General features: G+C 44.2%; 25 protein-coding genes. 15 read left to right on the top strand and 10 right to left on the bottom strand.

Annotated features, from left to right (window positions below):
• Positions 1–5: 5 nt before the first annotated feature.
• Both AB4484_RS08465 and AB4484_RS08460 read right to left on the bottom strand, forming a co-directional pair.
• Positions 6–1,172: an ABC transporter substrate-binding protein gene (locus AB4484_RS08465; protein WP_248368262.1), complete on the bottom strand. Its 1,167-nt coding sequence runs from the start codon at positions 1,170–1,172 to the stop codon at positions 6–8.
• A 428-nt stretch (positions 1,173–1,600) separates the two neighbouring features.
• Positions 1,601–2,047 (bottom strand): META domain-containing protein, encoded by a 447-nt coding sequence (locus AB4484_RS08460; RefSeq protein ID WP_004734625.1) that lies wholly within the window; start codon positions 2,045–2,047, stop codon positions 1,601–1,603.
• 188 nt (positions 2,048–2,235) lie between these two features.
• On the opposite strand from AB4484_RS08460, the gene AB4484_RS08455 reads away from it, so the two are divergent.
• Both AB4484_RS08455 and AB4484_RS08450 read left to right on the top strand, forming a co-directional pair.
• Entirely contained in the window at positions 2,236–2,499 is a 264-nt protein-coding gene (locus AB4484_RS08455; RefSeq protein ID WP_082241990.1) for a DUF1289 domain-containing protein, read from the top strand.
• Positions 2,500–2,608: 109 nt separating this feature from the next.
• Entirely contained in the window at positions 2,609–2,776 is a 168-nt protein-coding gene (locus AB4484_RS08450) for a hypothetical protein (protein ID WP_009846446.1), read from the top strand.
• A 57-nt stretch (positions 2,777–2,833) separates the two neighbouring features.
• Here AB4484_RS08450 and AB4484_RS08445 read toward each other — a convergent pair whose 3' ends face one another.
• From AB4484_RS08445 to AB4484_RS08435, 3 genes are all read right to left on the bottom strand, one after another.
• Positions 2,834–3,136: a thiamine-binding protein gene (locus AB4484_RS08445; RefSeq protein ID WP_017065764.1), complete on the bottom strand. Its 303-nt coding sequence runs from the start codon at positions 3,134–3,136 to the stop codon at positions 2,834–2,836.
• A gap of 127 nt (positions 3,137–3,263) precedes the next feature.
• Entirely contained in the window at positions 3,264–3,485 is a 222-nt protein-coding gene (locus tag AB4484_RS08440) for a hypothetical protein (protein ID WP_017057116.1), read from the bottom strand.
• Between the two features lie 253 nt (positions 3,486–3,738).
• A complete protein-coding gene (locus tag AB4484_RS08435) occupies positions 3,739–4,977 on the bottom strand; it encodes a DEAD/DEAH box helicase (protein WP_372077529.1) in 1,239 nt (412 codons plus the stop codon).
• A 209-nt stretch (positions 4,978–5,186) separates the two neighbouring features.
• Here AB4484_RS08435 and AB4484_RS08430 point away from each other — a divergent pair, with 209 nt between their 5' ends.
• Together AB4484_RS08430 and AB4484_RS08425 are read left to right on the top strand one after the other, a co-directional pair.
• A complete protein-coding gene (locus AB4484_RS08430) occupies positions 5,187–5,813 on the top strand; it encodes a LysE family translocator (protein WP_372077527.1) in 627 nt (208 codons plus the stop codon).
• A gap of 267 nt (positions 5,814–6,080) precedes the next feature.
• A complete protein-coding gene (locus AB4484_RS08425; RefSeq protein ID WP_048609429.1) occupies positions 6,081–6,437 on the top strand; it encodes a hypothetical protein in 357 nt (118 codons plus the stop codon).
• Between the two features lie 139 nt (positions 6,438–6,576).
• Here AB4484_RS08425 and AB4484_RS08420 read toward each other — a convergent pair whose 3' ends face one another.
• Together AB4484_RS08420 and AB4484_RS08415 are read right to left on the bottom strand one after the other, a co-directional pair.
• On the bottom strand, positions 6,577–7,701 hold the full coding sequence (locus AB4484_RS08420; protein ID WP_048614453.1) for a M14-type cytosolic carboxypeptidase: 1,125 nt from the start codon (positions 7,699–7,701) through the stop codon (positions 6,577–6,579).
• 135 nt (positions 7,702–7,836) lie between these two features.
• Positions 7,837–8,112, bottom strand: coding sequence for a nitrogenase-stabilizing/protective protein NifW (locus AB4484_RS08415; RefSeq protein WP_050645067.1), 276 nt, complete (start codon positions 8,110–8,112; stop codon positions 7,837–7,839).
• A gap of 307 nt (positions 8,113–8,419) precedes the next feature.
• On the opposite strand from AB4484_RS08415, the gene AB4484_RS08410 reads away from it, so the two are divergent.
• The 3 genes from AB4484_RS08410 to AB4484_RS08400 all read left to right on the top strand — a co-directional run bounded on the left by AB4484_RS08410 (position 8,420) and on the right by AB4484_RS08400 (position 12,338).
• Complete coding sequence (locus AB4484_RS08410) at positions 8,420–9,514, top strand: NapC/NirT family cytochrome c (RefSeq protein ID WP_050634658.1); 1,095 nt, start codon at positions 8,420–8,422, stop codon at positions 9,512–9,514.
• A gap of 16 nt (positions 9,515–9,530) precedes the next feature.
• Positions 9,531–11,984, top strand: a complete 2,454-nt coding sequence (locus AB4484_RS08405) for a molybdopterin guanine dinucleotide-containing S/N-oxide reductase (protein WP_372077524.1) — start codon at positions 9,531–9,533, stop codon at positions 11,982–11,984.
• A 141-nt stretch (positions 11,985–12,125) separates the two neighbouring features.
• Positions 12,126–12,338, top strand: coding sequence for a TIGR02450 family Trp-rich protein (locus tag AB4484_RS08400; protein WP_372077522.1), 213 nt, complete (start codon positions 12,126–12,128; stop codon positions 12,336–12,338).
• Positions 12,339–12,378: 40 nt separating this feature from the next.
• Here the strand turns inward: AB4484_RS08400 and AB4484_RS08395 are convergent, their stop codons facing one another.
• Positions 12,379–13,116, bottom strand: coding sequence for an HAD-IIB family hydrolase (locus AB4484_RS08395; RefSeq protein WP_048609434.1), 738 nt, complete (start codon positions 13,114–13,116; stop codon positions 12,379–12,381).
• A 641-nt stretch (positions 13,117–13,757) separates the two neighbouring features.
• On the opposite strand from AB4484_RS08395, the gene proV reads away from it, so the two are divergent.
• From proV to proX, 3 genes are read left to right on the top strand one after another with little or no spacing between them, the layout of a single operon-like run.
• A complete protein-coding gene (gene proV, locus AB4484_RS08390; RefSeq protein ID WP_048614446.1) occupies positions 13,758–14,945 on the top strand; it encodes a glycine betaine/L-proline ABC transporter ATP-binding protein ProV in 1,188 nt (395 codons plus the stop codon).
• Positions 14,946–14,948: 3 nt separating this feature from the next.
• Entirely contained in the window at positions 14,949–16,043 is a 1,095-nt protein-coding gene (proW, locus tag AB4484_RS08385) for a glycine betaine/L-proline ABC transporter permease ProW (RefSeq protein ID WP_048617625.1), read from the top strand.
• The gene (proX, locus tag AB4484_RS08380) at positions 16,036–17,043 is read left to right on the top strand and encodes a glycine betaine/L-proline ABC transporter substrate-binding protein ProX (RefSeq protein WP_017065372.1); all 1,008 of its coding nucleotides are present in this window, start codon (positions 16,036–16,038) and stop codon (positions 17,041–17,043) included. Before proW ends, proX begins: the two co-directional genes overlap by 8 nt.
• A gap of 210 nt (positions 17,044–17,253) precedes the next feature.
• Here proX and AB4484_RS08375 read toward each other — a convergent pair whose 3' ends face one another.
• The gene (locus AB4484_RS08375) at positions 17,254–17,628 is read right to left on the bottom strand and encodes a nuclear transport factor 2 family protein (protein WP_050652243.1); all 375 of its coding nucleotides are present in this window, start codon (positions 17,626–17,628) and stop codon (positions 17,254–17,256) included.
• 141 nt (positions 17,629–17,769) lie between these two features.
• Here AB4484_RS08375 and AB4484_RS08370 point away from each other — a divergent pair, with 141 nt between their 5' ends.
• The 5 genes from AB4484_RS08370 (at position 17,770) to AB4484_RS08350 (ending at position 23,875) form a co-directional block, all read left to right on the top strand.
• Positions 17,770–18,636 carry a LysR family transcriptional regulator gene (locus tag AB4484_RS08370; RefSeq protein WP_372077519.1) on the top strand — a complete coding sequence of 289 codons (867 nt, stop codon included), beginning with the start codon at positions 17,770–17,772 and terminating at the stop codon, positions 18,634–18,636.
• A 215-nt stretch (positions 18,637–18,851) separates the two neighbouring features.
• Positions 18,852–20,246 (top strand): polysaccharide lyase family 7 protein, encoded by a 1,395-nt coding sequence (locus AB4484_RS08365; RefSeq protein WP_372077517.1) that lies wholly within the window; start codon positions 18,852–18,854, stop codon positions 20,244–20,246.
• 228 nt (positions 20,247–20,474) lie between these two features.
• Positions 20,475–21,722: a PqiA/YebS family transporter subunit gene (locus AB4484_RS08360; RefSeq protein ID WP_372077514.1), complete on the top strand. Its 1,248-nt coding sequence runs from the start codon at positions 20,475–20,477 to the stop codon at positions 21,720–21,722.
• A 24-nt stretch (positions 21,723–21,746) separates the two neighbouring features.
• Positions 21,747–23,372 (top strand): intermembrane transport protein PqiB, encoded by a 1,626-nt coding sequence (pqiB, locus tag AB4484_RS08355; protein WP_372077513.1) that lies wholly within the window; start codon positions 21,747–21,749, stop codon positions 23,370–23,372.
• Positions 23,372–23,875, top strand: a complete 504-nt coding sequence (locus AB4484_RS08350) for a membrane integrity-associated transporter subunit PqiC (protein ID WP_372077511.1) — start codon at positions 23,372–23,374, stop codon at positions 23,873–23,875. Before pqiB ends, AB4484_RS08350 begins: the two co-directional genes overlap by 1 nt.
• Positions 23,876–24,013: 138 nt before the next feature.
• On the opposite strand, the gene AB4484_RS08345 is transcribed toward AB4484_RS08350, so the two are convergent.
• A complete protein-coding gene (locus AB4484_RS08345; protein WP_372077510.1) occupies positions 24,014–24,973 on the bottom strand; it encodes a helix-turn-helix domain-containing protein in 960 nt (319 codons plus the stop codon).
• Positions 24,974–25,045 lie beyond the last annotated feature (72 nt).

The raw sequence follows: 25,045 nt of genomic DNA, 5'->3' as shown, positions 1-25,045 counted from the left end.
GAAGACTAGTTACCGTATCGCTTAAGCCACTCTTTCTCGAGCGCGTTTTGCCAGCTAGGGTGTGGTTCATCAACCGATTTAAATTGCTGGGTGTTTTTAGCGCTGCCAGTGAGGTACTTGCTGCTCAGAACCGAAGGATCGCCCCAAACATTGAGGTCACCTTTGCGAGACTGTGCTTCTGGGCTCAGTAAGAAGTTAATGGTCACTTGAGCACCTGCGGTTGCATTGGCATTCCAAGGAATCGCCAGGAAATGAATGTTAGATAGAGCGCCGCTTTCTAGAGCATAAGCCTTAGTGGTTTCGGCTAGGCGACCACTTGCTTGTGCTGAATAAACAGAGTTTGGATTGAACGTAATCGCGAGATCTATCTGTCCGTCATCCAGAAGTTGGATGCTTTCCGATGTGCCTGCTGGGAATTGTTTGCCACCGCGCCAAGCCACTTTATGGAATTTATCTAAGTAAACCCACAGTGGTGCCGTCACTTCTTGGAAGTTGTCTTCTGAAACCGGCTGAGCCAGCGCAGGGTTATTGTTTGTTAGTTCAATCAGTAGAGACTTAATGAAGCTCGTGCCATGAAATTCTGGTGGGCGAGGGTAGCTTAAGCGGTTCGGGAAAGCCTGAGCGTAGCTCAACATCTCAGAGAATGATTGCGGTGGATTATGCAGCGTCTCTTGGTCGTGAATGAACACAAGTTGTCCCACGCCCCAAGGTGCTTCTAAGCCTTCTGTCGGCTCCGAAAAATCGACATCAATTGGCAGAGACTTATCGACATACTGCCAATTTGGCAGTGATTCTGTAAATGGCCCAAACAACAGCGCGTTGTCTTTCATCGAGCGAAAGTTCTCGCCATTGATCCAGACGATATCGACGCTGCCTTCACTGTTCTTTCCTGCTGCTTTTTCAGCGAGCAGTCGAGTGGTGGTTTCCGCTATATCGGTCACTTTCACATGCTTCAACGTGACACCGTAGTCACTTTGTAATTTCTTGCCTGCCCACTGTAGGTAACGATTGATCTCTTGGCTTCCGCCCCAAGCGTGAAAGTAGACAGTTTCTCCCTCTGCCTGCTGTTCTATTTGGTTCCAACTGTCGGTGGATGTTGCTTCATCAGCATAAATGGTTGCGCTGTATGCAACGGTTGCCATGATTCCTAACGTACTTACTATCTTGTTCATAAACTTTTCCATTTGGTAGTGAACGGGCAAGAGCATTGTATTTTCAAACTCCCTAGGGCGTATTGACCTTTCGCGGTTAACGAAAGATCAACATGCCCTAATAGTTATTCTATCTGTTTCTGAAATAAATTCTAATTCAACAGTAAATTCAATCAATTACTTGAGAACAAGCAGGGAGTTCGCGGTTGAGTTTTGTTCGATATGTAATCATCTCGAAAACTCGACAGACTCTAGGCTTTTGCCATCCTAGCAACAGACCGCTGAACCGTTGAATTTATTGCATCTAAATGAGAGATTTTTGAGGTTTATTGGAGGTTGGTACGAAAAGTCGGCGATGAGCGTCAATTTTGAAGAAGTAGTGAGGGCAAGCAGGCAATAAAAAAGGAGCCATCAGGCTCCTTTAATCAATATTTGGCTTCGATGACGGATTAGTTTACCCAGTCACGAATGGTGTACGTTAGCGTGTGTACATCGTTTTTCAGTACTAGCGTATCGTTCGTTAGCGTTACGTCGCTCCACTCGCTTAGAGTAGCAGAAACCGATTGTTCGATTTCCATCGCAGAGCCGTGACACATTTTCATTGTCATGCCCATTTGCTTGATACGGAATTGACCGTCTTTCAGCTCGCCTTGACCGAAGAAGTTGTTACAACCAGCCATGCCGTTTGCAGTCATCTTTTCGCCGATCTCTAGACGAGGAGCTGCTTGGTCTTCGCTTTTCACAATGTCCTTGCCATCAATTTGCGCAAGTTCCCAATTATGGTGCTGTAGATCGGTTGGTGTTACTTGCATCGCGTTGTCACCTGTTGTTGTGCATGCTGCTAGCATCATAGGTAAAGCGGCTACTGCTAGTAATTTTTTTGAACTAAACTTCATATTATAAGGCTCCAAAGGAAAGAACGAAGTTACCGAATAAGTGTAACTTGATGGGTTCAAAGTATAGTTTACAAAACACTATATGTGTCAGTATAAGGTCATAGTTTAGTATGGATTCCATGAGCTAGGCGACAAATTAATCGCTTATTTTTGAGAGAGTAAGCGTAATTTTGAATGTGTAAGGAGGCATGGTGGAGCAGTTAGAGTTTTTCCAAGTTCCAAGCCCTTGCGTTGGGGTTTGTTCAAGCGATGACAAAGGCTATTGCAATGGTTGTATGCGCAAAAGAGAAGAGCGGTTTAATTGGATGTCGATGACAGCGTCAGAACAATTGCACGTGATAAAGCTGTGTCGTCAGCGCTATAGACGAAAAATAATGAAGCAAAAAAACTTGGTTGGTAAGCAGGTCGATGAAGAGGGAAACACAAGTCCCCAAAGAGATCTTTTTGGCTAAAGAGGAAGTATTAAGATTTTATTTAACTCCGAAGTAACTATTACTTTACATAATGGTTGGGGTGTAATATTAAGGTAGGTACCTTTGTACCTGAAGGAGTGGTGTCGGTATGAATAAAAAGAACGTAAAACTCAAAAAAGAGCCAGTCAAAGCACTGGACCGAAAACCGATCGGGGCGAAAGATGACCCTGAAGAGACTCCGCGTGATTGGCATTCGATGTCAGAAGAAGAACGAATGGAAATCCTTTCTCACCTCTCAGACATGCCTTTCCAATAACACCACTGGTTCTCCAGAGTCTTTTTTAAAGCTCAGTTTTCAGAAACAAAAAAGTGATTAAACAAACATGTGATTCGCTTTCGTTACACCACGATGGTACGTGCAAAATGTATCATCGGCCTCGGTGGTTTTACTGTGAATCTTAATGTTCGTGATCACTTCTACAGCCCCTGCATCGTAGCAAGCTTGTTCTGCTTTTTTAACGATATCGAGTAATTGGTTGAGTTCACCTTTCATCGTGGTTTCCATCGCACCGACTTGGAAAGGCACATCGGCAGCTTTCACAACTTCAATGGCTTTATCAACCACTTCGAAGTTGTTGCCTTCTTTAACGCGAGGTATCACTTGGAAGGCAACCATCACTTCTTTTTCTCTTTTTAACTCAGACACTTTCTGCTTACTCTAGGATAGGGAATTGTTGCAGATGATAGGTTAATGCGGAGACGAATTCTACAGCGGTTATGCTGGTTGGATTACTCTCTTTGTCCTACTTGTTACCCCAGTGGTCACTTACCCAACCACCTATGTGCTCATCAAAATGACTGCCACTGAACCTCTGGTTGCGTTCAACCGAAGTATCACAATCATCTTTATTATCTATTAGGGTTTGTATGTAGTTTGCCATCGGGTCATTGGAACGTTGACGATCTCGGCGGGTTGCCACTTCCTTAATCAGTTGTAATCGATATGTAGAGCTAGCACGTTTCATTTCAATGACCTCCTGTTGTAGACACTAATAGAAAAATCTAGTTGCCAGATATAGGGGCGTCAACGTGATTTAAGAGTATTTTTTTTGAGCAACCAAGAATCAATACGTTGGCATCATAATTCACAAAAGTGTCATTTAAGTTGGCAACTTTAGGTAAGTTTTTGGGTGTGAATTTATGTTTTGTTGCATATAAAAAAGCCTAGTACAAACTGGGCTGACCATTCTATTTCTGGCTGCTTAGCGCTATTTCTGGTTACTTGGAGCTATTTGGTTTGCTTTTAAATTGCTTAATGCTCTTCTTTTTGGCTGTTCTTCGATTGGCCATTTTATCTTTAGGTGGACGCTTGCGAGCGGTCGCTTCAGATGCAGGTTTGTCGGTAACAGGGAAACCTTCTAATGGTTGCAGCACTAACGGCTTATTGGTCAGGGTGCGAATTGCATTTAGGTAATCAGTTTCGCTGTGGCTAACCAGAGAGATCGCGCAGCCAGTACTTCCTGCTCTTGCTGTACGACCAACGCGGTGTACGTAAGTTGCTGAGTGAGAAGGTAATTCGAAGTTAATTACGACAGGTAACTGATCAATATGGATGCCTCTAGCCATCACGTCTGTCGCGATAAGCACACGAGTCTCGCCATTTTTGAAACTTTCTAATGCTTGCTCTCGTTCTTCTTGGCTCTTATTTCCATGTAACGCACTCACACTGATTTTGGCTTTATTCAATCGTTTGGTTAATGCGTCGGCATTGTCTTTTGCGCCAATAAATACCAATACTTGCGGCCATGTGTGTTGATTGAGTAGTGCGATGAGCGCTTGAGCTTTACTGCCTTTGTTTACTAAATACAGGGTTTCTTCAATAGTCGCGACCACGCTGTTTTCTTGATGTGTCGTGACTTTAACTGGATTTAAAAGAAGCTCTTCAGCTTGCCCTACTAATTCGGGCGGAAGTGTCGCAGAGAACAGCAGTGACTGACGTTTGCTCGGTAGTGCTGCAGTAATCGCTTGAATATCTGGCCAAAAGCCCATGTCGATCAGGCGATCGGCTTCATCAAGAACCAATGATGAACACTGAGCTACATCCAGTTCACCACTTTTGATTAAAGCAAGTAAGCGGCCCGGTGTGGCGATGGCTAATTGTGGTTTAGTCGATAATTGTTGCTGTTGATCATCAGTATTCACGCCGCCCGTTAGCGTTACCAATTTGATATCAAGCGCTGTTGCGATCGGCTCTAAAGATTTGGTCACTTGAGATGCAAGTTCACGGGTTGGAACAATGATCAGTGCTTGCAGTTTATTTACATCTTGGTTGATGTTATTCAGTAACGGTAAGCCAAACGCCAATGTTTTACCGCTGCCCGTTTGAGCCAATGCAAGTACGTCTTTCCCCGCAATAATGGTAGGAATTACCGCTTGCTGTATCTCTGTCGGCTTATTGAATTGAGATGGGAGCGCGGAGACGGTTTTTGCGTTAAGGGTTAGGCTAGCAAATGACATAAATGAACCAAGTATCAAAAGGGAGGTGGAGTCTAACAGGGCTACAAATGTTAGAGAATCAGTTTTGTATGTTAGACGATAAACACATTCATTATACGCGCGAGTTATGTATGTTAGCCATACGCGATAATTAAGCGTTTATCATATTGTAATGGCACTGAATGGACGTACAATGTCCGCCCTAAAAATGTTCATGAAATGAGATCGAAATGAGTTGGGACAGTATCTGGCTGTTTATTGTTATCGTGTTTTTTATTGCTATTATCCCGGGCCCAAATGCGCTGTTGGTATTAAGCACAGCCTTAACTCAAAGGAAGCTGTTCGCATTTGTGAACGTGTTGGGCGTGTCATGTGGTTTCTTTTTTCACGCCTTTATCTCGGCCAACGGCATAAGCCTATTACTGTCGAACACTCCCATGGCCTTTGAAGGGCTAAAGTGGGCTGGGGTTTTGTATCTTGTCTGGCTTGGGTATAACCATTTTCGTGCGGCGCTGCGCGCTCAAGAGGGCGTGCTCTCTGTGGTCAGTGCGTCGGGAAGTAAGCTTTATAACCAATTTTTCAAAGGGCTTCTCACTAATCTACTGAATCCTAAAATCGTCCTGTTTTATCTTTCTATATTCCCTCAATTTGTTTCAACAGATGCGATTGTGACAGACAGTTTGATGCTCGGTGCAATTCAAGCGTCAGTGGTGTCGATGTGGTTCTTGGTTGTGATCTTAATGGCGGATACCTTTAAGCGCTTGTTGGTTCAAAAGCGCACCTCGCAAATGATGAACATTGTGTGTGGGGTTCTATTCGTGGGCTTCAGCATTCAGTTGGCATTGTTTCAGCTTTAGGGTGCGACGCGAAGAATTGGATTTTTAGCTATTGGCTCAGTTCATATCCGATTCAGTTCTCATTTCCATCTTAGTTTTCATTTTCGATTCAGTTCTCATTTTTTACTGAATGCTCAGCAATCCGTGTTTCTCTGGATAAATCTCTAAAGCATTAGCTCGGAAAGTCGATATAATAATTAGCTATCAATTTGGTGAATGTGTTTGTTTAAAACCAATTGAAGCTACAGTCTATTGCTTGACCGAAATAACAGAGACAGGGAGTCACTAATGCGTGAAGATTCATTCACCCAGAAACGCAAATATTACCGCTTAAAGTACCCTCAAAAGGCACGTCCGGTGATGCGAATTAAGGATGAGCTTTTTCATGTCAGTGAAGTTTCTGAAAAGGGTGTACGCCTGATGATGCGTAACATCATTCCGGTTTATCGTGGCTTTTCAATGGCTGGTACCTTGAGGTTGCATGACAATAACAGTATCGATGTTAGTGGTGCTGTATTGAGACAAGAGGGCGATGAAGTGATCGTTCAGTTATCACAAGGCCCAAGCTTCAAAGATATGGTGTCTGAACAAAGGCATATTAGGCAAAGATACCCGGTATTTTTTGCAAGCTTAAGAGTGGCTTAAAAGCGACTGACGTTAGATTCCTTAAGGCGCAAATCGCTCATTCTATGCAGAGATTAAAAAGCCCAGCACTTTCACAAGTGCTGGGCTTTGTTCTATCTATCAAGCTAGATATATGGACAAATTAAAGAGCTTAGTGACTCTATAGCTCGTCTACTGTAGCCCAAACCGCAGCTAGCATGTCGTGACCAAACGCGACACTTCGCTCTGGAGACCAGCCGTAAAGTTCGTCAGCGTGACTGATGTGATCTTTAAATGGCATCTCGACGGTGTAAGCTAAACACTTGAACTGCTCACCAATCCAGTTTGTGCCAACTGTCATGTTCGCTTTGCCCGGTTCGTCTTTATCGTAACCAAATTCATCTTGGAACTCAGGCGTGATAGTGAGCAGTGCTTGCTTGAAGTGGTTCTCTAGCTTCGCGATGCGCTCGTTGTAAGAAGGTGTGCCTTCGCTGCCTGCTACAAAGTTATATGGAATCGCTTCATCGCCGTGAATATCTAGGCACAGGTCAACGCCAGTTTCTAGCATACGCTCGCGAACAAGGAATACCTCTGGGCTGCGTTCCATAGAAGGTGATTGCCATTCGCGGTTCAGGTTTACGCCAATCGCGTTAGTACGCAGGTGACCGCGGATGCTGCCATCTGGGTTCATGTTTGGTACAACGCGGAACACAACGCTGTCTAGCAGAGAGCGACCGACCGTATCTGTTTCATCAAGCAGGCGTTGTAGCAGGCCTTCGATCAGCCATTCAGCCATCGTCTCGCCTGGGTGTTGGCGACCAATAACCCAGATATTTTTCTTCTCTTCACTTGGCTCACCGATAGTTAGCAAAGTGATGTCGTTGTTGTCTAGTGTGTGACCTAGAGTTTCAAGCTTACAAGCTGGGTGCGTTTGAGCACTGTGCAGAAGATCTTGGTGACGATCGTATGAGTACGGTGCGAAATACGCGAAGTACATTGAATCGTGTTCAGGGATGATATCAAAGCTTAATGTATCGCCATCGAACTGAGATGGGATACGGAACCACTCTTCACGGTCATACGATGCAACCACATCGTAATCTTTCCAGCCTTCAGGGTAGGCAGATGTCGCCAATTGACCGATTTCAAAGTGGTGAGCTTGTTGAGCTTCACTTTCTAAGCGGAAGTGGAACCACTGAGAGATTTCAGTTTGGTAGTCTGCTGGGATAGTCAGTTGAATGTTTTGTGGTGAATCTGCTGAAACGACGTGAATGTTGCCGCTTTCGAAATTGCTGAAAATTTTCATTGTAGTTTTTATCTCGTAGTTGAGTTGCCGTAAGACTAGCACACTTTTTTTCGAGCAAACCACTAACTAAATCGTAATGAGATGTTATTTCAACTATCTACTTTCTAGTTCTCTATTTTGAACAGTACTTCCGATCTATCGACGCTGGCAAGTTGTACACCCACGACAGGCAGAACGCGTGTGGCGATCTAACTTGCTGCGTTGAACCTTACAATAAGCGTTTTTCAGCGCTCTTCTTCCTGAGAACCAATCATCGGGTTTTGACAGGATCAGATAACCATTAAAGCGTTTCACAAGCTCGACTCTATTTTGGTTGATGAACTTGCTATCAAACCCAATTTCGAAGTAATCAAGCGCTTGTTCAATCGAGGTAAAACTCGCCATTTTTTGTTGGAATTCTGTTTGGTTCATTGAGTGAGGAGTTTATGAAAAAGAGATAGTCATCATTGTAATGCAGTTACAATTTAGTTCTTTGACCTAAGGAGTGATTTAGTGTCGTTACTACGTATTGATTGTTATGGGGAATGAGTTTTTCACATATTGATTCGCATGATGATTGAGTTGCGAATGGGGCGTTTTCATAAACTTGCATCGTGCTCAAATAAAGGTTCATTTTTTGCTCCTCGGAATACGAACCATGATCCACGTCAAATATAGCTACCCCTAAAGTACTACTCTACTTGTAATTGTAAGCAATTGTTGAAGATGATTAAAAATTATGACAATAAAAAAACGTTATATCGCACTAATAGCAGCGGTTGGTATAGGCATTGGCTGGTTGACCTTAGGTGGAACAGCAGCGGTTATGCACTACACATCGAGCACTGAGTTTTGTGTGTCTTGCCACACCATGGAAACGCCACATAAAGAGTACCAAGGCTCGGTCCATTTTAGTAACGCAAAAGGCATTCGAGCAGAGTGTGCTGATTGCCATATTCCAACGGATCCGGTGGATTACGTGATCACTAAAGTGAGAGCGTCTAAAGACATCTATCACGAATTTATCTCGGGTAAGATCGACACGCCCGAGAAATACGAAGCGCATCGTAAAGAGATGGCTGAGACAGTTTGGGCTCAATTCCGTGAAAACGATTCAGCGACATGTCGCTCTTGCCACGATTTCGATGCAATGGAAACATTCGAACAATCTCGTGATGCAGCGAAAATGCATGCATACGGTCGCGAAAATGACCAAACATGTATTGATTGTCACAAAGGTGTCGCGCATTTCGCTCCTGAAGCTCAGCTAGACAGCAAAGCGTTCGATACTCTGATTGCCTTTACGAAAAACACGCCAGCAGATGCGAAAGTGGTTTACCCAGTAACCGATATCGCAATGGGCGAATTTGGTAACCTAAACCCGACAGCAAAACTAGAAGTGATTAAAGCGGAAGGCGACAACCGTAATGTGACTTTGAATGCGTTCCAAATGAAAGGCGCAGAGCAAGTACTTTACTTCGGTGAAGGCCAGCGCTCAATTGTTGCGACTTTGACTGAGCAAGGGCAAGCCGCACTTAAAACGGGTGAATACAAGGCCGATGCTTACGGTAACGAGTGGCGTTCTGTTGCGTTAACGGGTGACATTACATCGCCAGTTGTCGATAGCCTAGACCCAATCTGGTCTTACGCAGAAGAGTTAGACAACGTTTACTGTTCAACTTGTCACGCAAAAATTCCTGGTGAGCACTTCACCGTTAACGCTTGGGGACCGGTAGCTAAAGGTATGGGAGCTCGTACAGATATCTCAGAACAAAACCTTGAGCTTCTGACTAAGTACTTCCAAAACCACGCGAAAGACGTTGTTGGCCACTAATTGTAAGGAATAAAAAATGACAGATATTACACGTCGCGGATTTTTAAAAGGCACAGGTATGACTGCTGGTGCGATGGCGTTTACGTCGTTCTCTCCAATGTCAGTCGCTTCGTCAAACACGCGTGGTAAAGGTGTTCTAACGGCTGGTCGTATGGGACCAATGCTGTGTGAAGTGAAAGATGGCAAGCTAGTGTCTACAACGAATGCGGTACCTCAAACCGTTTTCAACAGCCTTCAAACAACGGGCCCAGACCAAGTACATACCAAAGCGCGTATTAAATACCCTATGGTGCGCAAGAGCTACTTAGATAATCCGTTAGCGCCTAAAGCAGCGCGCGGTAGCGATGAGTTTGTTCGCGTATCTTGGGAAGAAGCGTACAAACTAATACACGAACAGCACATGCGTATTCGTGCAAATAACACCCCAGATGCGATTTTCGCAGGTTCATACGGCTGGCGTTCTAGTGGTGTGCTTCATAAGGCACAAACCTTACTTCAACGTTACATGGGGATGGCTGGTGGTTACTCGGGTCACATGGGCGATTACTCAACAGGTGCAGCGCAAGTTATCATGCCGCACGTTGTGGGCTCGATTGAAGTATACGAACAACAAACAACGCACCCAATGGTGTTAGAACACAGTGATGTGGTCGTGCTTTGGGGGCTAAACCCAATGAACACTTTGAAGATTGCTTGGAGTTCAACCGACTGTTCTGGTCTTGAGTTCTTCCATCAATTGAAGAAGTCTGGCAAAACCGTGATTGCTATCGATCCAATGCGCTCTGAAACTATCGAGTTCTTTGGTGACAACGCAGAGTGGATTGCTCCACACCCAATGACGGATGTTGCGATGTTGATGGGTATTGCCCACACGTTAGTGATCAAAGGTAAACACGATCGAACGTTCATCGACAAATACACGACAGGCTATGACGTTTTCGAAGATTACCTGATGGGTAAAGACGACGGCGTAGTGAAGGATGCACAGTGGGCGTCAAGCGTGTGTGGTGTGCCAGCTAAACAGCTTGAATTACTGGCTGATATTTTCAGCAGCAACCGCACCATGTTGATGGCAGGTTGGGGTATTCAGCGTCAACAATTTGGTGAGCAACGCCACTGGATGCTAGTAACTCTTGCTGCAATGCTTGGTCAGATTGGTTTGCCAGGTGGTGGTTTTGGATTCTCTTACCACTACTCAAATGGCGGTAACCCATCTCGTGACGCTGGCGTATTGCCTGCAATGTCTGCATCTTTGGGTGCTGTTGCAGGTAGTGATGAGCGTGGCTGGTCTGCGACAGGCAAGGTGATCAACTCGTTCCCTGTTGCTCGTATTGTGGAAGCACTGGAAAACCCGGGCAAAGCGTACAAGCACAATGGTCATGATCGTGTATTCCCAGATATCAAAATGATCTGGTGGGCGGGCGGTGGTAACTTCACTCATCACCAAGACACCAACCGTTTGATCAAAGCGTGGCAGAAACCGGAACTGGTTGTTATTTCAGAGATTTACTGGACCGCAGCCGCTAAGCATGCGGATATTGTTTTGCCTATTACAACATCCTTTGAACGTAATGACCTGACGATGACAGGTGACTATAGTAACCAGCACTTAGTACCAATGAAGAAAGCGGTTGAGCCTCAAGGTGAAGCTCGTAACGATTTCGATGTATTTGCAGATATGGCAGAACTGTTAGCGCCTGGTGGCCATGAGGTGTACACCGAAGGCAAAACAGAAATGGAATGGTTGTACCAATTCTATAAAGCTGCTCAACAAGGTGGCCGCGCTGCACGTGTTGCAATGCCAAACTTCAGCAAGTTCTGGGAAGATAACCAACTGATTGAGATGAAGTGGAACGACAAGAATGCGAAGTTTGTTCGCTACGCTGACTTCCGTGAAAATCCAATTATGAACCCACTCGGAACACCAAGTGGCAAGATTGAAATCTTTTCTAGAACGATTGAGGGTTACAAGCTTGATGATTGTCCTCCACATCCAACTTGGATGGAGCCAACAGAGTACACAGGTAATGCTAAAGATGGCGAACTGCAACTGATGACAGCGCACGCCGCGCACCGTCTGCATAGCCAGTTCAACTACGCGAAGATCCGCGAAGAGTACGCGATTGCAGACCGTGAGCCGATTTCAATTCACCCTGAAGATGCGAAAGCTCGAGGCATTAAAACGGGTGACTTGGTTCGCGCACACAATGGTCGTGGACAAGTATTGGTGGGTGCGTTAGTGACGGATGGCATCAAACAAGGCTCTGTATGTATCCATGAAGGCGGTTGGCCAGATTTAGATAAAGACACAGGTCTATGTAAAAACGGTGGCTGTAACGTGCTTACGTTGGATATCCCGACTTCTCGTTTGGCGAATGGCTGTGCTGCAAACTCTGCGCTTGTGAAGATTGAAAAATACACAGGTCCAGTATTAGAACTTACGGCATTTGATCCACCTAAAAACGGCTAATCTTTAACCAGAAATGGCTCCCTGAACGAAGCCAGCCTAATCGCTGGCTTTTTTTGATCCTTTTCTTGCGATGAAGACTATTACTCAATGTCGGCTAGACAACCCATAATAATCAATGACATCTAAGCGAGAAATAAGCTCATGAATCGAATCAATCCAAAGAAACTACTTCGCAGTAAATGGACGGCCGTTAGCCCAATAAAGAAAGAAAAACACTTTATGGTCACAGAGGTCGAGTTTGAAGAAGGGGAGGTCATTCGTTGTTTGCTCGAAGCGGTGATGACCAAACGAGAGGAAGACATCAACTGGCGGGATCTCACCGACAAGGATCATTGGCTTCCCGGTTGGAAATAAGGATAGGAAGTAGGGAGCAGTCGGTCACCTCTACTTATTTCTAATTACCCGCAGCTGCACGCCCTTGCCAGTATTTAAGTCCTTCTAAAACACCCTCAGCATGTGTTGCTCTGCTGGTGTACACGTTGTCTCTATCAGATAGGTGAGCAACCTCTGGGTAATGGTTAGCGACCAGTATCGAGTTTACGCCCTCAATGGTGAGCATTGAGGTGTCGTTAGCTGAATCACCGGCGACACACACTTCTGCAACGCTCAAATCGTGTTGTTCGAGTAGGTGGTGAATCGCCGTCGCCTTGTTTACGCCTTTTGGTGTGATATCTAAGTACCAATCATGAGAGTAAGTAAGGTGAACATCTAATCCGTGCATCTCCAAACTAGATTCAATCAGTTCGTGTTGAGGCTCTGAAAGCTTTCCTTCAAAGGTGATCTTGTAATCGCCTTGATGGTTTTCTATGCGCTCACCCATAAAATCAAGGGGTGCGAGAGCCGTTTCTACCTTTGATTTGTTCCAAGAAGCTTCCAGTTGGTTATGCCAAACATGGTCTGGTTTTTGGGAATGAACATGATGAATTTTCGTGCCCACATCGCTAATAATACTGTGTGGTTTCGGGTAGTTATCCGATTCTAAACCCACTCGAATCGATGGTAATGTTCTTCCCGTCGCGATGATAAAGCGGATATCAGGTTGCTCTGTGAGGTAATCAAACAACTGGTTAACACCGTGAGATGAGCCTCCATCAAGCGTACCGTCAAAGTCGCACACCAACATTTTTATCATTCGAATTCCTTGTCTTTTTCTCTATTTCGTCACAGGAAAATGCTTATTTCTTTTATAAAGAATGGCTCAGCAATGAGCACTCTACAAGTTGAATTCCAGCTTAGATAATCACCAACTGACAGTTTGCAGCAAGTATCACAGTTGGTGTGATGTATTAAAATTCTTGGTTGAAAAAGTTGATTTCGACTCGCTGACTTTAGCCGGTTGACCTTTGGTTTTTACCTAGAGATTGATAGTTGACCCTATCTTTTTTACCGAGCGAACTTTCGCCGATGAAACGTCATGAAAGCTTAATAAATAGTTTGTATTCGAATTATTTGTGCACGAACTAATTGTGGCTTTTGTTGGTTCATTTAGCCTATTAATTACTCTAATGTAAAATTAATATTCAATAATCTACGACTAAGTAATACATAATATCGCCCGTGTGTTTGTGTGATTTAAATCTTTATTTATCAGTAATTTGTTGTGTTTTTACTTATTTTTTTGTCTTGGGGTCACTGGCCTGGTTTTAGTCTTTTGCCTTGTTTTACCGAACGAAGCTCCTTGATTTACACGCGTTAATTACTTAGAGTGCTAATCGTTTTTCGGGTTTAAATAACCATTTTTAAGTTTAAATAACTGAGAAAGGATTAGATTACATGGATCCCATACTGGAAGTTAAGGGACTGTACAAGGTGTTTGGTGAAGACACCGATCGTGCTTTTACAATGATTAATGAAGGCGCGAACAAAGATAAAGTTTTTGAAGAAACAGGGCTAACGATCGGCGTTAACGATGTTTCTCTTAGTATTCAAGAAGGCGAGATTTTCGTCATAATGGGACTGTCAGGATCTGGCAAATCAACCCTAGTACGCCTTCTTAACCGATTGATCGAACCAACCAAAGGCAATGTGCTTCTTCGAGGCAAAGACATTGCCCACATCTCAGAAGATGAACTCCGCGAAGTTCGCCGCAACAACATCTCCATGGTTTTCCAAAATTTCGCTTTGATGCCGCATATGACGGTTATCGAGAATGCCGCGTTTGGTCTAGAGCTTGCGGGTGTTGAAGTTGAACAACGAAAGCAGTCAGCACTTGAAGCGCTAGAGCGTGTAGGCCTTGGCGCATATTCAGAATCTTACCCAGATGAACTATCTGGTGGTATGAAGCAGCGTGTTGGTTTGGCTCGAGCACTAGCATGTGACCCAGATATCTTGTTGATGGATGAAGCGTTCTCGGCGCTCGATCCTTTGATTCGTACTGAAATGCAAGATGAGCTTATTCGCCTTCAAAATGACGATAAACGAACCATTGTTTTCATCTCACATGATTTGGATGAAGCGATGCGTATCGGTGACCGAATTGCGATTATGCAAAATGGCGAAGTGGTTCAAGTAGGTACTCCAGACGATATTCTTAATAACCCAGCCAACGATTATGTCGAAGCTTTCTTCCGCGGTGTGAACGTAGCAAGCGTACTTACTGTGAAAGACATTGCGCGTAAGAAGCCAGCTGCGGTATTTAAAAAATCAGAACACGATGGCCCAGCGTCCGCTCTACAAATTTTGATGGATAACGACCGCGAGTACGGCATCGTAGTTGAGAAGAGCAGCCGTTACTCCGGCATTGTCTCTATCGACTCGCTTCGTAAAGCTCACAAAGAGAACAAATCACTCGTCAGCGCGCAGCTCGATGATGGATTAACGCTGAACCCTGATTTACCAATCAATGATGTGCTTGGCCTAGTTGGTGGTGTGCCTTACTCAGTGCCTGTTGTGGATGAGCAAGGTAATTACTTTGGCGTGGTGACTAAGTCACGACTGTTACAAACATTGGATAAGGGGTAGATCATGTCGTCTGAACAAACAAATAATGACCCATGGTCTCAATCGGCTCCTGCAGCTCAACCTGCAAGTGATCCTTGGGGGCAAGCAACTGACACCTCACCATCAGCAGATTGGTTAAGTAGCGAAACCGTTGAAACGACACCTTTTGATCCACTGAACCCTTTTGCAGAGGCCGTTTTGCCTGTCGACACTTGGGTAGAGTCTGGACTGAATTGGTTAGTTGAGCACGGACGCCCATTATTCCAAGCGATCCGTGTGCCTATCGATTTTATTCTAAGTTCATTTGAAACGGCGTTGGTGTCTACGCCAGCACCATTCATGTTGATCATCTTGTTTCTAGTGGCATGGCAGTTTTCAAACTTGAAGCTTGGTGTTGCAACGGCCGTGTCTTTGACTTTCATTGGCTTGATTGGTGCTTGGTCTGAAGCAATGACCACATTGTCACTGGTCATGACATCCGTATTCTTCTGTCTGTTGATTGGCTTACCCATGGGGATATGGCTCGCCCGAAGTAACACGGCGGCTAAATTCGTGCGCCCAATTTTGGATGCTATGCAAACCACACCAGCCTTCGTTTATTTAGTACCGATCGTAATGTTGTTTGGTATCGGTAACGTCCCGGGTGTGGTGGTGACCATCATATTCGCACTTCCTCCTGTTGTTCGTTTGACCATCTTGGGTATTCAGCAAGTTCCGGAAGAATTGATCGAAGCGGGTCATTCATTCGGTGCAAGCAAAAAGCAGATGCTTTACCGAATTCAACTGCCACTTGCATTGCCAACCATCATGGCCGGCGTGAACCAAACACTGATGCTGTCGTTATCTATGGTGGTTATCGCATCAATGATTGCGGTAGGTGGTTTAGGCCAAATGGTACTGAGAGGTATCGGCCGTCTAGATATGGGACTGGCCGCTGTTGGTGGTCTCGGCATCGTTATTCTAGCAATCCTACTTGACCGCATTACCCAAGTTCTCGGGGTAAATGCAGGTAATACAAAATTACGCTGGTATCGCATGGGACCTGTTTCCCTTGTACTGAATGTACTTAATCGCGGTAACAAATCAGAACTTCAATTAAGGAAAAACACCAATGAATAATTCATGGAAGAGTAAACTCGCAGTAAGCATCGTTTCTACATTAGCGGTATCGACTAACGTGTGGGCAGCAAGCCTACCGGGTGAGGGCGTATCAGTTCAGCCTGTTCAATCGTCTGTAGCGGAAGAGACGTTCCAAACATTGATCGTTAACCGTGCCCTTGAAGAACTGGGTTATGACGTGAAATCAACTCAAGAAGTGGACTACAACGTAGGCTACACCTCAATTGCAAAGGGTGATGCAACGTTCCTAACGGTAGGTTGGTTCCCGCTTCATGCTGACAAATACACAATGGCAGGCGGTGATGAGAAGTTCTACCGTGAAGGCCAATATGTAAGCGGCGCCGCTCAAGGTTACCTAATTGATAAGAAAACGGCTGAAAAGTACAACATCACCAACATTGGTCAATTAACTGATCCAAAAATCGCTAAATTGTTTGATGCGGACGGTGATGGCAAAGCAGATCTAACAGGCTGTAACCCAGGTTGGGGTTGTGAGATGGTGATTGAACACCAACTTTCAGCGTTCAAACTGGACGATACGGTGACTCACAACCAAGGTAACTACGCTGCAATCATTGCAGATACGATTTCTCGTTACCAAAAAGGTGAATCAATCCTTTACTACACGTGGACACCTTACTGGGTAAGTGGCGTATTGGTGCCTAACGAAGATGTAGTTTGGTTAGAAGTTCCTTTCTCAGCACTTCCTGGCGAGCGTTCGAACGTGGATACGACGTTATCTAACGGCAAAAACTACGGCTTCGAAATGAACTCAATGCGCATTATTGCGAATAAAGAGTTTGCTAAGAACAACCCATCAGCAGCGAAGCTTTTTGAAATCATCAAACTTAACATCAATGATGTAAGTGCTCAGAACATGATGATGAGTAAAGGTAAGAACAGCTCTGCGGATATCGAAGCGCACGTAAATGGTTGGATCAAAGCAAACCAAAGCACGTTCGATGGTTGGATTACAGAAGCGAAGAAAGCAGCACTGTAACGTTGACTTGGATTTGCTCTGCCTTACCAGGCATTTTGATTTGAAATGATGAGCGTGTTGAGTGATTGTGTAGAGTCACTCAATCACCTTCAAATCAAGTGAAATAGCGACAAGAGTGAACATTAAAAAGCCAGCGGTCCATTTGGATTGCTGGCTTTTTGTTTTCTGTTTCTATTTTGAGTTTTGAGCTTCTAGCCTTTACTTACAGCTCTAGCGTTCGCCTTGAACTTCGAAGTCGTCGCTGACTAAGCGAGCGCAGCCATCGGCTTCAAGTGCCCAGTGTTCACGATGTACAACACCAAACGCTTTGTTCATTGTCCAGCTAGCGGTAAGAATGTACCCGCCTTCTGGGTGCTCTTCCCATTGAACGTCTGTGTAATCAACGTCTTTGAAGCCTTGGTCGATGATGTTTTGCCAAAATGCTTGAATCGCTTCACGACCTTCAAAAGTACCAAATGGACGCGCTTCCATTACACAGCTTTCAGTATATTGATCGGCACAACCTTTCGCATCTTGGCTGTTGAAAGCTTTTTGCCACGCGTTAATCCCTTGCTTACATGCTTCTAAAATTTGGTTGTCTAACATTGTCTTTCTCCATAACAGTCTTGTTTCGAGCACTGTCTTTTTGATTTGGTATCTCGATAAGTTGAATAGAGTTTAGTCTTGGAAATTGATTTGAAAAACAGAGATAATAGAAAGTACTGTTTGTAAAAAGAGAACAATAAGATGAGTAAGCTAAAGCAGATGTCGATTTTCGCTCATATCGTAGAGCAGGGTTCAGTCTCCGCTGCGGCTGAAAAGTTAGAGTTGTCTAAATCTGTCGTCAGTCAACATCTCAAAATTCTAGAACAAGAGTTAGGCGCCTCTCTCCTTAAACGTACAACACGAAGACAAACTCTGACAAGCATGGGTGAGCGCTTTTATTTGAGTTGCAAAGACATCAATGTGATCGCTGAATCGGCTTGGGATATGGCAAAAGCCGAGCTAGAAGAGCCACAAGGCCGGATTCGTATCACAGCTCCGAATGCGTTGATGGATTTATTGGTAGCGCCTGTTATTGCCGATCTGATGAAACAATATCCGAAGTTAAAGCCAGAACTGATCAGCGACGATCAACATCTAGACTTCATGGAACACGATATTGATCTCGCGGTACGAGTGGGCAGTTCTCGTGACAGTAACCTCAAACAGAAACGCTTGGGTGAATTTAAAGATGTGTTGTGTGGCGTTGAAAGCATGCGTGAACGCGAACTTGATTCTATCCCTTATATCGCTAACTCATGGCAGGGGAAGCAGATCTCTCATTACTTTACCTCTCACACTGAAACAGACTTCGTTTACCAACAACAAGCAAGCTGCACCACCAACTCTTTTCACAGCTGTCTTGCCTTGATCAAATCTGGTGTTGGTATCGGCGTGATTCCAGACTTCTACCTCTCTCAGTTATCCAATGAAGTTGTCGACATAATGCCAAGCTTCCAACTACCGACTAACACGGTTTATGCGCTAAACCCATTCGCTTCTAATACGCCTATCGCCATCAAGCTGTGTATCCAAGCGTTGGAAGAGAAGCTCGAGTGTAATTTGGTTTAAAGCTTCTCGTTATATTGCTGTCTTGTTAGATGATGTGTTTGGTATAAGAATGGTTCATGTCACATAGTTATTCATTTGTAATATAATAATTCATGATCGTGATATTTGTTCAACTTGTCGTACAAATATTGTCCTATAGTGGTTCTCGTTACTTCGGTAACACCCTACAAAATATGGAATAAATAATATACGTGAAACATATCATGGAGACTTGTATGACTTTTAAACCTTGCAAACTCACTTCTTGCAAACCTCGAACTCATCAACTTAAACCTTACAAACAATTGTCGTGTGCGGTTCTTTTAGCGATGGCTACTTATGGCGTATCGGCTGAAACACTGAACATTCAATCCGCGTCAGACTGGGGTGGAGAGCACAACTCTTACCCAGCTTCGAATACGATTGATGGAAGCACTGATTGGTCATCACGTTGGGCTGCTCAGAATGCGCCCGTCAATTTAGTGCTCGACCTAGGCTCGGTACAAAATGTTCAAGACGTCGCGATAGCTTGGGGTAAAGGCGAAGAGCAAACTTATAAGTTCGAGATCAGAGCGCTAGCTGATGAAAGTTCAAGCAGCTGGGACAAGGTTTACTATGGATATAGTAGTGGCAGCACATCTGGTTTTGAAACCTACGATGTGACGGATGTTCAGGCTCGTTGGATTCGTATCAAAGTCTTTGAAAACAGTGCGGAAAGTGTTTGGACGAATATTACTGAAGTCGAAATCAGTGGCAATGATAGCCCTGACTACGGACTTGATCCAAACCTACCGCCGTCAGGTAACTTCGACTTACTGGACTGGTATGTGAGTATTCCCGTTGATGAAGGTGACGGCTACGCGACTTCTATTAAAGAGAACACGCTAGATGCAGGTTATGAAGACCAGTTCTTCTATACCGGTAGTGATGGTGGCTTAGTGTTCTACACACCAGTCGAAGGCGTGACCACATCTAGCGGAACAAAATATGTTCGTACTGAATTAAGAGAGATGCTTCGTCGCGGTGATACCTCTTACTCTACTTCGGGTAAAGACAATAACTGGGCGTTTTCGTCTATTCCATCGAGTGACCAGTCGGACTTTGGTGGTATCGACGGGACGTTAAATACGACGTTAGCTATCAATCATGTGACGACAACGACTTCGAACACTGAACAAGTGGGTCGAATCGTGATTGGCCAGATCCACGCTGAGAAAAACGAACCTATTCGCTTGTACTACCATAAACTACCAGGCAACGACAAAGGCGCAATCTACTTTGCTCATGAAACCTCGAACTCGAGCGGTGGCGATGAAACTTGGCATAACCTTTTAGGTAACATGGTGACGTCTGACGGTGATTTAAACAGCACTAGCAACCCAAGTGACGGTATTGCACTCGATGAAACCTTCTCGTATTCCATTGTTGTTGAAGGTGATAAGTTGATTACTACCATTAGTCAAAATGGCTCAGAGCTAGCGGCAAAAGAAGTGGATATGAGTAACAGCGGTTATGACGATGCGGATAACTACATGTACTTTAAAGCGGGTATCTACTTGCAAGATAACTCAAGTGACGACAGCGATTATGCGCAAGTGACTTTCTATCAGTTAGACAACAATCACAACTGATCACGCTATAAATAGTGCGTCGCTACGGCAGCGAGTTAACTCGTGGCGGTTTGTATTTGTTCAATGATTGAAAAGGGGATGGCCAGTTGGTCATCCCCTTTTACTTTCTACCTCTCATTTCTAGTATATCGTGCGCGTTTAATTCGGTGCATATTGGCAAAAAATCCAACCCTTACTTATATTTACCTAGAGTGTCTAGTTGCTTATAAAGACTAAAAGGGGACATCATTGCCAGAGCGCTTTACCAAGTCATGCCACGAATGCGGGCTGGTTAGTCAGTTTGAAGAACTGTCTGCGGGCAGTGAAGCTTCTTGCCCGAGATGTTCTCACACCTTATCGAGCCTCGGGCATCATAAAGAGCATGGTGTGATGGCTTATGCGTCGGCTAGCCTTATTGCTTTAATCATGAGCCTGACATTTCCGTATATGTCGTTCAGCGTTCAAGGAATTAGCCAGCAAATCACCCTGTATCAAGCTGTTGATATGATGAACCGAATGGATAACAGCCTGATTGCGATATTACTTTTTCTGGCCGTGATTCTTTTGCCTGCCTATTTTTTGGTGCTTTCTCTCTGGTTTTATCTACTGGTAGACAGAAAGAAGCACATTCATTATGCGGATAACCGATTCACCTTTTTGGCGTTGAAGTCATTAAGTTGGGCAAAGCCTTGGTTGATGGTCGATGTGTTTTTGATCGGCGTTTTGGTCAGCTTAATCAAGATCGCAGCATTAGCCGATGTATCGATGGGGATATCATTCTGGGCGTTTTGTATCTACGCCATGTTGGTGGTGAAGACGATTTCGTTAGTTGATTTTGATTGGTTATGGGATCGCTTAGTTCCGACTAAAAACGCACAAGAACAAACGGTTGGTAGCACCTTTCAGAACAAGCAGCACCTTGCTTGCCACATTTGCGGTCAAGTGCATCGCTACAGTGAGGCTACACACCATTGCTCGCGCTGCCACACACATTTACATCGATTTGAGCCAATAAAAAACCTGCAAATAGCGTGGGCGCTGTTGTTCACCTCTGTCGTTTTCTATATTCCAGCAAACCTATACCCAATGATGTATACGTCTGCGTTCGGGACGAGTGAAGGTTCCACCATCATGGAAGGGGTGATCTTGCTTTGGAATATGGATTCATACCCCGTGGCACTTATTATTCTTATCGCGAGTGTTTTCATCCCAATGGCAAAGATGTTTGCCTTGGCTTATCTGTACTGGAAGGCAAAAAGGGTACGCGGACTCACCAATCAAAGGGCGAGTCGCTATCTTAAGCTCTACCGTATCACCGAATTTATTGGCCGTTGGTCGATGATAGATATTTTCGTCGTCGCTATATTGGTTGCCTTGGTTCAACTCGATGGTGTTATGGCTATTTACCCTGGACCTGCGGCACTGTCATTTGCGTCGGTTGTTATCTTTACGATGTTGTCGGCGATGATTTTCGATTCTCGGATTATATGGAAGTAATCTCCCCAAAGAGGTGTGGGACATATGGAAAAGCAAACTACTTCAGATGCGAAAGTATCAAAAAAAAGCGAACTGTCTCCGGTCTGGATTGTGCCGATCATTGCGGTACTGGTCGGGTGTTGGATGCTGTTCCAGTATTTCAACAATCGTGGGCCTGAGATCACCCTAATTCTGCCAGATGCTTCTGGGATAGAAGCAGGAAAAACGGCGATCAAATCTAAGAATGTGCACGTTGGGACAATCACAGACGTGGCGTTAAGTGAAGACTATGAATACATCATCGCCAAAGCTCAAATAGACAAGAAAGCCGCTCGCATGATCAATACTGAGACTCAATTCTGGGTGGTTGAGCCACACATTGGTACTGATGGAATCAGCGGATTGGAAACCATTTTATCTGGCTCATACATCGAGTTGAAGCCAGGGAAATCCAGTGAATCGCAATTGAAGTTTGATGTGTTAGACACGCCACCCGTCGCAGGACCAGACACCAAAGGCATTCGTGTGGTGTTATCGCACCATAAAGCAAACCAACTGAACGTTGGCGAACCTGTATTGCATCATGGCTTTGTTGTTGGGCGTGTCGAGAAAACAAGCTTCGATTACGAGAATAAAGTGGGTAAATACCAATTGTTTATCTTTGCACCTTATGATGGCCTGATTTTTGAAAAAACGCAGTTTTGGCTATCTTCTGGAATCGATGTGAAGTTTGGTGCGAATGGTTTAGACGTTAACTTTGCATCAATAGAAAGCATCCTGACTGGTGGTGTGAGCTTTGATGTAGCCGAGAGTATTAAGCCTGGGTTGCAGATAAAAGAGAACCTTCAAGAGTACACTCTGTACGACAATTACGACGCGGTTTTACAAGGTAAGTACACGACATCGATCGAGTATGTGTTGCTATTTGAAGAATCGGTTCGAGGTTTAAGGAAAGGGGCTCCAGTGGAGTATCGAGGTGTCAGGATTGGCACTGTGGATACGGTGCCGTTACAAATTCGCATGGATAAAGATGGCAAGGTCTCGAACCGTATTCCTATCTTAATCAAGCTGGAAATAGAACGAGTTTCTGAAGTCTTTAGAGCCGTGAATGCCGAAGCCTTTGCTGAACGCGTCAAGCTGCAAATGGGCGAAGGGTTAAGAGCAACCTTGAAAACGGGTAACTTGCTCACGGGAGCGCTGTTTGTCGACATTAATTTTTATGAAGATGAGGAGACTTACGAACCAAGAGAATTTGATGGTTACCCTGTGTTCCCGGTTGTCGCGGGCGGTCTAACCGAAATTCAAAATCAGATCACCGATTTCCTAACCAAGATTAACGAGCTACCGTTAGACGCGACTATCGCCAATTTAAACGGATCGCTTGCATCATTAGACACTACCCTGAAGAGTGTCGATCAACTTATGGGTAGTGAGGGCGCAAAAGCGTTACCACAAGATCTGAGTGACACAATGAAGCAACTTGAGGCGACATTAGAAAGTTACGATGATGGCTCCGACGCTTACAAGCAATTGATCAGTGCATCTGAAGAGTTAGAACATGTGTTAAAAGAGCTTCGCCCACTGATTAAAGTACTGAACGACAAACCGAATGCGTTGGTGTTCGGTAGCGAAGTAGAAGAAGACCCGATTCCAGTTAAGGGAGTGGAATAATGAGAAAGCTATTTATATCACTTATCGCGCTCCTCGGGCTTTTAGGGTGTTCAACGCCTACTGATGGTACTAACGCCTACCTCTTGCCGGAAAGTACGCTAGATAAACCGATCTTTAAGGTTAAAACGAGAGTGGAGCTACCAGACTATCTCGACACAATAGGGATTGCGTATCGCAAGTCTGAAAATGAATTGATATCTGCGCGTAAACACGTTTGGGCTGAGAACCTTGAAGGGTTGCTTGAAGAGCGGGTAAACAGTTCTAATGCTGCTGGCGCGGAAGATAAAGAATTAACACTCATTTTTGAACAGTTTAATGGCTCTTACACCGGAAACGCAGAAGTGAAAGGAAGTTGGGTATTGAGCTACCAAGATACAGTACTTGCACGTGCCGACTTCGAATCAAAAGTACCCTTGAAAGAAGCAGGTTATGAAGCACTTGTTGAAGCACTAGGTGAGGGGTTAGATGAGGTGTTATCCGATATTCAGACGCAATTGCCGTAGGTGTTTGTCTGTATGAATACCGCTGGTCGTATATCTGGCTAGTTGACTTATTCACCTGATTACTATTGGGTAGCCTCTTGGAGAATTAAAAAGCCACCTATTGTTTGGTGGCTGTTTATATCCAGTAAACCTGAGTCATTAACCATATTTATTAATGAATGCGATAACATTCTTGTTACTCAGTAATTCGATCTTGTCGATAGTCAGTACGCAATAGCGGTAGTTTTTGTTTTTGAAGGTGATGTTCGACTTTTCTTCTGTTGGTTCTGAAAACTTCCATATTTCAAATCCGATGTTCTTCATAAGTTCCAATGCACTTGGGTTCTTTATGATCATGGAATACTTTTTAATCTTAGTATTTCTTGCAAGAAGCTTCATATCGGAAATCAAGTTCGCAACAGATTGTTCGCGCTTCTCAGAGTGACCGCTAACCACAATGTAATTTAAGTTCTGGTTAGAATCTAAAGAGCAGGCTTGCTTAATATGTAGATGCTTATTTTGGTATTGCTCGAATACCTCTTCGTTGAAGAAAAAACCTAGGCTATGACTAACAATATCGCCCTTAACATCGACCATTTTTCTGCCATGCGCCTTTTTTTCACTGCAATAGAGAAACAGGTCGATAGTATCAAGAGCTGAAGGATCCACCTTTGTATATTGTGAAATCAGCTTTATTCTATCTATTACTGCTTTGTCATTCTGATCTGTCATCAATGGCATGATCTGACAGTCGCAGCCTTCTTCTATTTCCCCTTTAGTGATAGATGATATTCGGCTTTGAAACGAAAAGAACCTCTCACGAAGGAAGTCTTCAAGTAGTGCACTGTCTTCGTTATGTTCTGAATCAAAGGTTTTCAACGTTGTATACAAGTCCAGACCAAGGCAGTCCAATAGCTTTAGGGCTTTGTAATTACTTGGCTTTACTTTGCTATTTTCCCATCGATTTATCGTTACGACATCTACAGAGCTGAATTCATCATCTAAGTGATTAATGTATGCCGCAAAATCCTTTTGCGTTAACTTCAATTTCTTGCGCGCGTCGCGCAGTAATTGCGGAAATTTCATCATGGTAGAATATTCATCTTTGATTAGTGACATTACGTTCCGATTCGTCAGATAGTCTATTTTATCAATCGTTAATATACAGTAGCTATACCGAATCAACTTGAA

Source organism: Vibrio sp. 10N.261.46.A3 (assembly GCF_041472995.1).
Lineage (GTDB): Bacteria > Pseudomonadota > Gammaproteobacteria > Enterobacterales > Vibrionaceae > Vibrio > Vibrio coralliirubri.
The sequence above is the reverse complement of the archived record's forward strand: the minus strand, read 5'-3'. Positions and strand labels throughout refer to the sequence as shown.

Excerpts from the sequence above, each read along its gene's own strand:
- AB4484_RS08465 (WP_248368262.1), bottom strand. The coding sequence starts at position 1,172 with ATGAACAAGATAGTAAGTACGTTAGGAATCATGGCAACCGTTGCATAC.
- AB4484_RS08460 (WP_004734625.1), bottom strand. The coding sequence starts at position 2,047 with ATGAAGTTTAGTTCAAAAAAATTACTAGCAGTAGCCGCTTTACCTATG.
- AB4484_RS08455 (WP_082241990.1), top strand. The coding sequence starts at position 2,236 with ATGGTGGAGCAGTTAGAGTTTTTCCAAGTTCCAAGCCCTTGCGTTGGG.
- AB4484_RS08450 (WP_009846446.1), top strand. The coding sequence starts at position 2,609 with ATGAATAAAAAGAACGTAAAACTCAAAAAAGAGCCAGTCAAAGCACTG.
- AB4484_RS08445 (WP_017065764.1), bottom strand. The coding sequence starts at position 3,136 with ATGGTTGCCTTCCAAGTGATACCTCGCGTTAAAGAAGGCAACAACTTC.
- AB4484_RS08440 (WP_017057116.1), bottom strand. The coding sequence starts at position 3,485 with ATGAAACGTGCTAGCTCTACATATCGATTACAACTGATTAAGGAAGTG.
- AB4484_RS08435 (WP_372077529.1), bottom strand. The coding sequence starts at position 4,977 with ATGTCATTTGCTAGCCTAACCCTTAACGCAAAAACCGTCTCCGCGCTC.
- AB4484_RS08430 (WP_372077527.1), top strand. The coding sequence starts at position 5,187 with ATGAGTTGGGACAGTATCTGGCTGTTTATTGTTATCGTGTTTTTTATT.
- AB4484_RS08425 (WP_048609429.1), top strand. The coding sequence starts at position 6,081 with ATGCGTGAAGATTCATTCACCCAGAAACGCAAATATTACCGCTTAAAG.
- AB4484_RS08420 (WP_048614453.1), bottom strand. The coding sequence starts at position 7,701 with ATGAAAATTTTCAGCAATTTCGAAAGCGGCAACATTCACGTCGTTTCA.
- AB4484_RS08415 (WP_050645067.1), bottom strand. The coding sequence starts at position 8,112 with ATGAACCAAACAGAATTCCAACAAAAAATGGCGAGTTTTACCTCGATT.
- AB4484_RS08410 (WP_050634658.1), top strand. The coding sequence starts at position 8,420 with ATGACAATAAAAAAACGTTATATCGCACTAATAGCAGCGGTTGGTATA.
- AB4484_RS08405 (WP_372077524.1), top strand. The coding sequence starts at position 9,531 with ATGACAGATATTACACGTCGCGGATTTTTAAAAGGCACAGGTATGACT.
- AB4484_RS08400 (WP_372077522.1), top strand. The coding sequence starts at position 12,126 with ATGAATCGAATCAATCCAAAGAAACTACTTCGCAGTAAATGGACGGCC.
- AB4484_RS08395 (WP_048609434.1), bottom strand. The coding sequence starts at position 13,116 with ATGATAAAAATGTTGGTGTGCGACTTTGACGGTACGCTTGATGGAGGC.
- proV (WP_048614446.1), top strand. The coding sequence starts at position 13,758 with ATGGATCCCATACTGGAAGTTAAGGGACTGTACAAGGTGTTTGGTGAA.
- proW (WP_048617625.1), top strand. The coding sequence starts at position 14,949 with ATGTCGTCTGAACAAACAAATAATGACCCATGGTCTCAATCGGCTCCT.
- proX (WP_017065372.1), top strand. The coding sequence starts at position 16,036 with ATGAATAATTCATGGAAGAGTAAACTCGCAGTAAGCATCGTTTCTACA.
- AB4484_RS08375 (WP_050652243.1), bottom strand. The coding sequence starts at position 17,628 with ATGTTAGACAACCAAATTTTAGAAGCATGTAAGCAAGGGATTAACGCG.
- AB4484_RS08370 (WP_372077519.1), top strand. The coding sequence starts at position 17,770 with ATGAGTAAGCTAAAGCAGATGTCGATTTTCGCTCATATCGTAGAGCAG.
- AB4484_RS08365 (WP_372077517.1), top strand. The coding sequence starts at position 18,852 with ATGACTTTTAAACCTTGCAAACTCACTTCTTGCAAACCTCGAACTCAT.
- pqiB (WP_372077513.1), top strand. The coding sequence starts at position 21,747 with ATGGAAAAGCAAACTACTTCAGATGCGAAAGTATCAAAAAAAAGCGAA.
- AB4484_RS08350 (WP_372077511.1), top strand. The coding sequence starts at position 23,372 with ATGAGAAAGCTATTTATATCACTTATCGCGCTCCTCGGGCTTTTAGGG.
- AB4484_RS08345 (WP_372077510.1), bottom strand. The coding sequence starts at position 24,973 with ATGTCACTAATCAAAGATGAATATTCTACCATGATGAAATTTCCGCAA.